This window comes from Bradyrhizobium sp. AS23.2 (assembly GCF_001908185.1).
GTDB lineage: Bacteria > Pseudomonadota > Alphaproteobacteria > Rhizobiales > Xanthobacteraceae > Bradyrhizobium.
Map to the genome: position 1 here is coordinate 95888 of NZ_LGHM01000013.1, position 9162 is coordinate 105049.

General features: G+C 64.2%; 8 protein-coding genes and 1 pseudogene. 4 read left to right on the forward strand and 5 right to left on the reverse strand.

The annotated features are described in order from the left end of the window. Positions 1–68 precede the first annotated feature (68 nt). The 3 genes from AC630_RS02885 (at position 69) to AC630_RS02895 (ending at position 2850) form a co-directional block, all read left to right on the forward strand. Positions 69–788, forward strand: a complete 720-nt coding sequence (locus AC630_RS02885; RefSeq protein ID WP_245330240.1) for a hypothetical protein — start codon at positions 69–71, stop codon at positions 786–788. Positions 789–1099: 311 nt separating this feature from the next. After that, positions 1100–2212, forward strand: a complete 1113-nt coding sequence (locus AC630_RS02890) for an NADH:flavin oxidoreductase/NADH oxidase (protein WP_074116976.1) — start codon at positions 1100–1102, stop codon at positions 2210–2212. A 230-nt stretch (positions 2213–2442) separates the two neighbouring features. After that, a complete protein-coding gene (locus tag AC630_RS02895; protein WP_074116977.1) occupies positions 2443–2850 on the forward strand; it encodes a hypothetical protein in 408 nt (135 codons plus the stop codon). A 44-nt stretch (positions 2851–2894) separates the two neighbouring features. On the opposite strand, the gene AC630_RS02900 is transcribed toward AC630_RS02895, so the two are convergent. Continuing rightward, complete coding sequence (locus tag AC630_RS02900; RefSeq protein WP_074116978.1) at positions 2895–3140, reverse strand: PilZ domain-containing protein; 246 nt, start codon at positions 3138–3140, stop codon at positions 2895–2897. A gap of 326 nt (positions 3141–3466) precedes the next feature. Continuing rightward, complete coding sequence (locus AC630_RS02905; RefSeq protein WP_074116987.1) at positions 3467–4732, reverse strand: T6SS phospholipase effector Tle1-like catalytic domain-containing protein; 1266 nt, start codon at positions 4730–4732, stop codon at positions 3467–3469. A gap of 250 nt (positions 4733–4982) precedes the next feature. Here AC630_RS02905 and AC630_RS02910 point away from each other — a divergent pair, with 250 nt between their 5' ends. Continuing rightward, positions 4983–5681 carry a hypothetical protein gene (locus tag AC630_RS02910; protein ID WP_074116988.1) on the forward strand — a complete coding sequence of 233 codons (699 nt, stop codon included), beginning with the start codon at positions 4983–4985 and terminating at the stop codon, positions 5679–5681. Positions 5682–6140: 459 nt separating this feature from the next. On the opposite strand, the pseudogene ftsZ reads toward AC630_RS02910, so the two are convergent. The 3 genes and pseudogenes from ftsZ to AC630_RS02925 form a co-directional block, all read right to left on the reverse strand. Beyond that, positions 6141–7409 (reverse strand): annotated as a pseudogene (gene ftsZ, locus AC630_RS02915) (cell division protein FtsZ); the annotation flags it as partial. A 51-nt stretch (positions 7410–7460) separates the two neighbouring features. Beyond that, positions 7461–8324, reverse strand: coding sequence for a coiled-coil domain-containing protein (locus AC630_RS46660; RefSeq protein WP_245330241.1), 864 nt, complete (start codon positions 8322–8324; stop codon positions 7461–7463). 299 nt (positions 8325–8623) lie between these two features. Continuing rightward, on the reverse strand, positions 8624–9162 hold a 539-nt coding region (locus AC630_RS02925; protein WP_143197760.1), incomplete at its 5' end, for an SLATT domain-containing protein.

The following is a 9162-nucleotide window of genomic DNA, read 5'->3' on the forward strand; positions in this document are numbered from 1 at the left end:
ATGGGTCCCCGCCCCCGTGCGCCATTGCGCACTAGGCGGGGACGACGGCGGAGATTGAACTCGCGCGCATGAGTCCGTTACATACATTCATGCCGCATCTCCGCGCCGTCCTCGCCCTTGTCCTCACGCTCGCCGCGCTGTCGCCGGCCTTTGCCACGGCCGAGCACCAATATGCGAGGGGTGAGTTCGCCATCATCCAGGGCGGGCGCGCACCGAATGGCAAGCTGTCGATCGCGGCGCATGGCGGGAGCGAAACCGGTGGCGACGGCTTTCATATCTACCTGATGGCGGAGCCGGGGCATCGCCGGCTGGCGGCGCTGGACAATGTCAACGAAGACAACATCCTGGACACCGCGCCGGGTGCCTTCCGCGCCGCCTGTTCACAGGATTCGCGCTGCGTCGCCGTCACCTTCCGCAGCGAGCGCCATATCGTCACGTTGAACCTCTACGCGGTCGAAGGCCGCCGCGCGCGCCTCGTCGATGCGCCGGATCTGTTCGCCGGCGTGACCGGCCGCAGCATCGATCGCAAGACCGACGGCGACATGCGCACATCCGTGCCGGCGCTGACATGGCAGGCGCCGCGCCGCTTTCACCTCACGGACTACCGCGTCTTCGTCCTCGACGACACCGCGCTCGCCGACAAGCTCGGGCCTCTCGGCAAGACGACGAAGCGGGACGGCGGAGGCAATACAATCCAGTTCTCGGCCGAGGCTGACGGCGAGCTTCTGCCGGGCAATCGCATTCGCATGGGCGAAACCCGGCCGGGCAGGTTCGAGGATCTGAAGTAGGCCCCGCTGTCGTCCCGGCGGCGCCACACTCTCCGCCGTCGTCCCGGGGCGCGCAACGCGCGAGCCCGGGACCCATAACCACAGGGAGAGGTTTGACGAAGACTCGTGGTGACCACCTTCGGTCCACAACTTCTCCCTGGGGTTATGGGTCCCCGCCTTCGCGGGGACGACAGTGGGGGTGTCGCGATCCCGTGATATGACGGGCGCAATGCATGGCGCCACGGGCCGCCATTCCCCCCGCGCGGCTGGCAATCCGCGTTTGGCTCACTACACTCCCTTCATTGCTCCTCTCATCCCCGGAACTCCCCCGCATGAGCGCCCTGTTTTCCCCGATCAAGCTGCGCGGCCTGACGTTGAAGAACCGTGTCGTGGTGTCGCCGATGTGCCAGTATTCGGCCGATGACGGCGTCGCCACCGACTGGCACTTCACCCACATCAACAATCTCGCGCTGTCGGGGGCTTCGATGTTCTGCATCGAGGCGACCCATGTGGAGGCGATCGGCCGCATCACGCCGGGCTGCCTCGGGCTCTACAGCGACGCCTGCGAGGCCGCGCTGAAGCAGATCCTCAGCTCCGTGCGCAAGCATTCCTCCACGGCCGTCGCGATGCAGCTCGCGCATGCCGGCCGCAAAGCGTCGAGCGCGCGGCCCTGGGACGGCGGCCAGCTCATTCCGGTGAGCGAGGGCGGCTGGCAGACGGTGGCGCCGTCGGCGCTGCCGCACAAGGAGGGCGAGGCCGCGCCGCTCGCGCTCGATGCCGCCGGCCTGAAGCGCATCCGCGAGGCCTTCGTCGACTGCGCGAAACGCGCCGTCCGGCTCGGCATCGACGCGATCGAGTTGCACGGCGCGCACGGTTATCTGCTGCATCAGTTCCTGTCGCCGATCTCGAACAGGCGCACCGATGATTATGGCGGCAGCCTGCAGAACCGCATGCGCTTCCCGCTCGAGGTCTACGATGCGGTGCGCGCGGTGTTTCCGCACGACAAACCGGTCGGCATGCGGGTGTCGTCGACCGACTGGGTCGAGGGCGGCTGGGATCTGGTGCAGACCATTGAATTTGCGAGCGCGCTCAAGGCGCGCGGCGTCGACTGGATCGATGCCTCCTCCGGCGGCGTTTCGCCGCTGCAGAAGATTGCGCTCGGCCCCGGCTACCAGGTGCAGTTTGCGGAAGCCATCAAGCGCGAGACGGGATTGCCCACCATCGCCGTCGGCCTCATCACCGAGGCGAAGCACGCCGAAGAGATCGTGGCATCCGGCAAGGCCGACATGGTCGCGCTCGGGCGCGCCATGCTCTACGACCCGCGCTGGGGCTGGCACGCCGCCGCGGAAGTCGGCGGCGAGGTCGAAGCACCGCCACAATACTGGCGCTCGCAGCCGTCGACGCAGAAGGCGCTGTTCGGCAAGACCACGTTCGGGGCGCGGTAAGGCGCTGCCGGCAGGGTTTGCGACAGCGGAGCTGATTGCTCCGCCGTCGTCCTGGCCTCGCATCAGCGCGCTCGCACATCGTCGTAACCACAGGGCGTAGTTCGGCGAAGCGATAAATTCAGGTTGTGTGATCGCGGCTTCCACCTCACGCATCCGTAAAACCCCTCACCTTCCGCCCCCCGCAAATCTGGCTTAACCTTCGTGCACTCGAGGCATCACGGAGGCGGGCCATGCGGTTTCGTGTTCGCAAGACTGCCCACGTGTTCGAGCGCGTGGGCCTCGCGATGGCGGGGGCGGCGTGCGGGTTGTTCGTCGGCGCCTATGTCGGCACGGCGATCTCGCACCTGACCACGCAGGGCTTCCTGCTGTTGATGATGCTGCTCGGCTTCGTCGGTTTCTATCTCGGCATCGACACGCCGCAGCTTCCCTTCGACGAGGCGCACAGCCGCATCGACGCCGCGGAATTCCTGAGCTCCGCTGGCACGCTCTGCGCCACCTTCACCGCGCTCGCCTCCGTCGCCATCATCGTGCTGCGGCTCGAGCCGCACATCGTCTGGAGCTGGCTCGCTTTGCTCGGCTGGGTCGCCGGCGTCGCCATGCAGATCGTCGCGGGCGCAAAGGCCAGGATGCGGAAGTAGGGCGGGGCGCTTACCCTTCCCGGGAAGGGTAATCGAGCAGCTCGCTAAAACACCACGCCGACCCGCGTGCCGCGCTTCCAGGCGATGCGGCAGCGCTTCCGGGTGTTGACGTGCAGCAGCTCGAACCGATCGGGGATCTTCACCTGCCCGCCGAGATCGATGCAGGCCCCGCCCGGCGAATAGTCGATCAGGGTGCAGACGATGACCGGCGCGCGCGGGTCGGTGATGATCTTGGCCTGGCGGGACACCAGCCCTGCGGGCTTCACGCGAGCATGTCGGCGCGGATGCATTGGCACTCTCCTCCAATTCCGCGGGAGCATGATCCGGCAAAGTGTGAGCGGTTTTCCGAGAAGATCATGCTCGACCAATGCGGTCGCGGTTGTCTTGGGGAGCGATGATGCGAAGGAGATGATGCGATCAGGCTAAGGCGGGGCTGAGAATTTTAACGAAAAGTAGTGGCGAGTGGAGAAAGTGGCGGTAGTGGATTGCTGCTGAAGTGCTCCGCCATCGTCATTGCGAGGAGCGAAGCGACGAAGCAATCCAGAGTCTTTCCGCGGAAGGCTTCTGGATTGCTTCGCTGCGCTCGCAATGACGAGTGGTGAGAGCGGAGCACGCCTCACACCCCTTCGGCCTCCCCATGCGGCGGCACCGGCATCGGCACCCTCACAAAATCCTTCGGCAGGTTCACCGGCCGATACTCGGGCTCCGCCGCCATCCGCTTTTCCACGCTCTCATGCACATGCGCGCCTTCGGGGATGACGCGCGGTTCGCAATCGGGGATGTAGAAGCCCAAAAACACCTTCCGCTCCGGCCATTCCTTGTACTTCGCGCTCTTCGGCAAATATTCCAGCACGCGCCAGGCCGGCGTCATCGAATTGTGCAGCTCGCCCGTCTCCTTCGTGTAGCCCGGTTCGACATATCTGAACGGTGAGTTCTTGCGCGGAACGCCCCAGGCGAGCTGGTTCACGGTGCGCGTGTTGAAGTTGAGCCCGGCCTTCGCCGCCTCGTCGATCATCCAGATCAGCGGATATTTGGACTCGCCGCTCTCGGTCTCCTTGTAGCCGCCGCCGACGTCGCAATGCACGCCGGCGAACCACACCTGCATGATGTCCTGCGGCTCCTTCTTCTCGTCGGGCACATAGCGGTTGCGCCAGTATTCCTGCGGCTCCTCCCACTCCTTGAGGCGGAACATGCAGCGCCGCTCGTCGATCGCGATCGCCTGGCGGAAGATGTGTACGCTCGGATTGCGCAGCGTGAAGGCCAGCTCCTCCAGGCTCGGCCAATAGAGCCGGTCGGCGCGCGGCACGATCACGCTCGCCACCGTGTCCCAGACGCCGATGAAGCGGATCGTCGGCCAACGCGTCGAGGTGATGCGCGCGAACTGCGCGGCGAGGTCGAACGTGTCCTTTGGCAGCGGCCCTTGATCGTCGACGACGACGTCCTTGAGGTCCTCGATGTCGTTGCCGCGCCCGGTGCCTGAATATTGCTTGTAGGCGATGAGGCCGCTTCCTGCGAGGTTCACCTGCTCCGGAGAGATCAGGCCGACCTTGTGGATCAACCCCGCCAGCACCCGCACGGTGTAGGCGCCGCGGGAGAAGCCGAACAAATAGATCTTGTCGCCCGGCGTATAGTGCTCGACCAGGAAGCGATAGGCCGAGAGCACGTTGTCATCGAGCCCGTAGCCGGTGGCAAGCCCCAGCACCAGATTGATGTTGGCCTTCCAGCGGTGCCACGTGGTCGGCTCCGTCACCGTGCCGACCCCGGGATCGTAGAACACCAACTGCCGCGGCCTGGTCTTGTCGGTCTTGCGCAGGCAGCGATAGAGCTTCAGGACGTTGGAGATGTTCTCGCTGATCTCGTTGCCGGTGCCGTCGCAGCAGATGACGAGGTTCTTCGGCTCGGTCTTGGGTTCGGTCTTCGGTTCGGACTTGGGTCCGTTCTTGGGTTCGTCCCTGGATTCGGTCTCGTGCTCCACAGGTCAGCCCTCCCGGTGATGCTACCGGGGCGAGTATAGCGGAAATGAATGGCCGCGGGGAGACGAGCGGCGTCGCAGTTCCATTTCCGCGTCGGCTGTTGAAATTAACCATTTGTTAACCATGCGGTCGCCTAATGGGGACGAATGGGAGATGACCATGTCGGCCCATGTGACGCGACCGAAGTTGATGCCTGTTTCGGCCGATCCGGCCATCCGGTCGGTGGCGAGGCTGGCGGTTCGCGCCAAGGCCGTCCTTCAGACCAAAACGGCCGTCCTGCAAACCAAAACGACTGTCCTACGGAGCAAAGCAATGTTCGGAAAGGACGACCTAGTGGACAATCTCAGCCGCGACCTGGATCGCGTGCGCGTAAGACGCGATGCACTCGCATCCGAAGCCACGACCCTGACGGCTCAGATCGCCGAAATCGAAGCCCGCCTTTCGGAGGAGAAGAAAAGGCGGGAGCGTGATCGCGTCTTGGGCGAAATCGAAGCGATAAAGGCGCGAGTCAAACAGGCCGCCGGCGCGTTCGCGCCCGTCGTCGATGGTCTCTCCAAGGCGATCGAGCAGGCCTCGGCCGTCGTGCCCGAGGCTCGCGAGCTCAATACTTTCCTGGTCTCGGTGGCGACCGAGGTCGACAGCGTGCTCGATCCGCTGTTGCGCGAGCTGGATCAGCGAGCGGATGCTGTGCGAGCCGGCCACGCTGCACTGGACCTGCCGAGTTCGGCCAGTGAACTGCCCGTTGAGCCGCCAAAAGAGAACGACGATCGGCTGCTTCGCTTCCCGGCATGGCTGTCTCGCGACAAGGACGTGGAAAAAAAGGAAACAGCCGAGAACGCGCGCAGCTCGGCCGCGTGAACGAGCGGCGCGCTGCGCGGCTCGGACGCTCGTCTGCTGATCTGACGTTCAGAATTCGAGAGTCGTTGTCTTGCTCCGTCATTCCGGGGCGCGCCCCTTGGCGCGAGCCCGGAATCCATACTCCCGATGGTGGTTATGGATCCCGGGCTCGCGACTTTGTCGCGCCCCGGGATGACGACCTGTTGTTGGGCTCGCCGGTCGCCGAGCAGTAACGCTGGTTCTTATGCCCCCCTCAGCTGGCGTTCTTACACCCGCTCAGCGGGCCGTGCGGCGCAGGAAGGTGCTCCGTCATTCCGGGGCGCGCGAAGCGCGAGCCCGGAATCCATTGCTCAACAGTCGCTGCGGCCCGATGGATCCTCAGATGCGCAATTGCGCATCGTAGCTCGCGACTTTGTCGCGCCCCGGGATGACGAGCTGTTGTTGGGCTCGCTGGTCGCCAGACAAGTAACTCCGGTCCCTACGCCCGCTCATCTGGCCGTGCGGCGCAGGAAGGCCGGGATATCGAGCATATCTTCGTCGGTCGCATGGCGCGGAGAGGAACGGCCGTAGGGATCGAGCGGCTGGGGGGGCCGCTTGGCGCGCATAGTCCGGATTCGGCCTTGCCGGTGGCGCCGCGCCGTGGCCCGCCTCCGGGCGGAGCGGCGGGCTTTGCACCTGCGGAAGGGGTGCACCGCGCTCGATGCGATCGGCGATGCGGCGGCTGTCGTTGCGCAAGCGGCCGGCGAGCTGCGTGAGCGGGCTTTCCGCCGGTTGCGCCTGGAGCGCCGGGTCGACATTATCGATCCCGGTTGCCACCACCGAGACGCGGACGATACCATCAAGGCTTTCGTCAAAGGACGCGCCGACGATGATGTTGGCGTCCGCATCAGCCTCGTCGCGAATGCGGGTTGCGGCTTCGTCGACCTCGAACAGCATCAGATCCCTGCCGCCGGTGATGGAGATGATGAGGCCGCTGGCGCGCTTGATCGATGGGTTCTCGATCAATGGATTGGAAATTGCGGCCACGGCGGCGGCGAGCACGCGCTTCTCGCCGGAAGCCTCGCCCCGTCCCATCATCGCCTTGCCCCCCTCCTGCATGACGGAGAGTACGTCGGCAAAATCGAGATTGATGAGACCTTCCTTGACGATGAGGTCGCTGATGCAGGCCACGCCTGAGTAAAGCACCCGGTCGGCAAGGGCAAAGGCATCGGCGAACGTGGTCTTCTCGCTGGCCACCCGAAACAGGTTCTGGTTCGGGATGATCAGCAGCGTGTCGACCGACTTCAGCAATTCCTCGATGCCGGCTTCGGCAAAGCGCATGCGGCGCTGGCCCTCGAAGTAAAATGGCTTGGTGACCACGCCGATCGTGAGAATGCCAAGCTCGCGCGCGGTCCTGGCGATAACGGGTGCAGCCCCGGTGCCGGTACCGCCGCCCATGCCGGCCGTGACGAACACCATGTGTGCGCCGGCCAAATGCTCGCGGATCTTGTCGATCGTCTCTTCGGCTGCGGCGCGTCCCACCTCGGGCTGTGATCCGGCGCCAAGGCCTTCGGTCACCCCGGCGCCGAGCTGGACGATGTGCTCGGCCCTCGACATGGCAAGCGCCTGCGCGTCGGTATTGGCGACGACGAAGTCGACCCCTTGCAGCCCGGCCATGATCATGTTGTTGACGGCATTGCCGCCGGCGCCGCCGACCCCGAACACGACAATGCGCGCCTTCATCTCGCTGATGCCCGTGATGTCTGTCATTCTTCCCTCGCGGTTGCTCCGGCAAGCCGGGGATGGAGAAAGTATCAACTGCTATCTGCGCGCCGCGCGGTCTGCTTCCACGATGGAAGCGGCCAGGCGTCCCAATCGATGCGCGGTTTGTCCCGCGATCGAGCCGTCAGCTCGGCCGGTCTGCAGGGCCGCCACTTCGTCTTCCAATCGTGCCGCCCGCTCATTGACGGCCGTCGTCTCGGCGGCCGCCTGCTGCAGCTCGACAGCCAGGCGATCGGCACGCTCGCGCTCGCGCTCGAAAACTACCCTGTAGCCGGCTGCCTCGGCTTCGAGCCGCGCGGTCTCCGCCTTGCAAGCCTCGATCTCTAATGTCTCGATCGCCAGGCGTGCCGCACGTTCATTGGCCGCCGTCGTCTCGGCGGCCGCCTGCTGCAGCTCGACGGCCAGGCGATCGGCACGCTCGCGCTCGCGCTCGAAATCTGCCCTGTAGCCGGCTGCCGCGGCTTCGAGCCGCGGGGTCTCCGCCTTGTAAGCCTCGATCTCTAATGTCTCGATCGCCAGGCGTGCCGCACGTTCATTGGCCGCCGTCGTCTCGGCGGCCGCCTGCTGCAGCTCGACGGCCAGGCGATCGGCACGCTCGCGCTCGCGCTCGAAATCTGCCCTGTAGCCGGCTGCCGCGGCTTCGAGCCGCGCGATCTCCGCCTTGCAAGCCTCGATCTCTAAGGTCTCGATCTGTGCCGTGGGGACGGCGATAGGGTCTGCCTGGCGACCAATTCGCGGGCGGGGCGTGTACCGGAGTTCGGAGAAATCAACGCTCACCAGGGCTTTGCCGTCATCCGAACGCGAGCGCGGCAACCGGCGTCGTTTGGCGAGCGCACGAGCGGCCTCGCGCGAGATGTTGAGGCGGGCACCTAGATCGGCATAACTCAGGAACTCAACGGACATCGGCTGTCTCCTGGAACGAACCGGGGAGGCATTTTCGGACTGATGATGGCTGGACGATTGCAGCAGGCTAGGCTGCGTTGGTTAACGAACGGTTAACGCGCGAGGGGCGTTCTTTACCGGTGCCGTCACAGCAGATGACGGGGTTTTTCGGCTCGGATTTGTGGTCGGCCTCGGGTTCGTGCTCCACGGTAGGCCCTCTTCTGATAATGCTGCCGGGGCGAGTATAGCGGAAAACGGAGCAGTTTGAGAGAATGGCTTGGTATTAGTCGACGGCGCAGATTAGCCCGTGGAACAGCCGCTTAGGCCACATCGCGGCGGGCCCGCCACTGAGTATGTTCTCTAGAGAACGCATTCTCAGCGTCTCCAACGAATGACGAGAACTTCTCTTCGCTATTGTCAGGAGGCATCATTGCGGCAAGTAGCAAAATTTCGTGCGTAGTTAACGCATACGAACTGGACAGTTCGTGAAATCGCTTACTCTGTACCCAGCCCATAAGCGACGCGGCCGCCGCAACAAATATATCCGTAGGCCAATGATCAACAGAAGGGAATTCAATTCTTAAAATGGCTGCACCGAGTGCAGCAATGTTTACGACAACCAACGCGACGAACCACCGCCTTGCTAAGTCTCTATTCAACTTGGCTTTTCCTGCATACCACTGCCTTTGGTCGCGGATACGAAGGTTCTTGTAGGTTTCCTTCCTCTCATCGAGATTCCTGCCTCGTAACTCACTCATGACTTGAGTAATCAGTTCGCCGGCAGGCATCTCGATCGCGTGCGTGGAAACCTCTTTGTTATCCTCAAAGATTTTCCGCAGATCCCTGACAAAATTGCCGC

Coding starts and splice junctions, on each gene's coding strand:
- AC630_RS02910 (WP_074116988.1), top strand. CDS start 4,983: ATGTCGGCCCATGTGACGCGACCGAAGTTGATGCCTGTTTCGGCCGAT.
- AC630_RS02890 (WP_074116976.1), top strand. CDS start 1,100: ATGAGCGCCCTGTTTTCCCCGATCAAGCTGCGCGGCCTGACGTTGAAG.
- AC630_RS46660 (WP_245330241.1), bottom strand. CDS start 8,324: ATGTCCGTTGAGTTCCTGAGTTATGCCGATCTAGGTGCCCGCCTCAAC.
- AC630_RS02900 (WP_074116978.1), bottom strand. CDS start 3,140: ATGCATCCGCGCCGACATGCTCGCGTGAAGCCCGCAGGGCTGGTGTCC.
- AC630_RS02895 (WP_074116977.1), top strand. CDS start 2,443: ATGCGGTTTCGTGTTCGCAAGACTGCCCACGTGTTCGAGCGCGTGGGC.
- AC630_RS02885 (WP_245330240.1), top strand. CDS start 69: ATGAGTCCGTTACATACATTCATGCCGCATCTCCGCGCCGTCCTCGCC.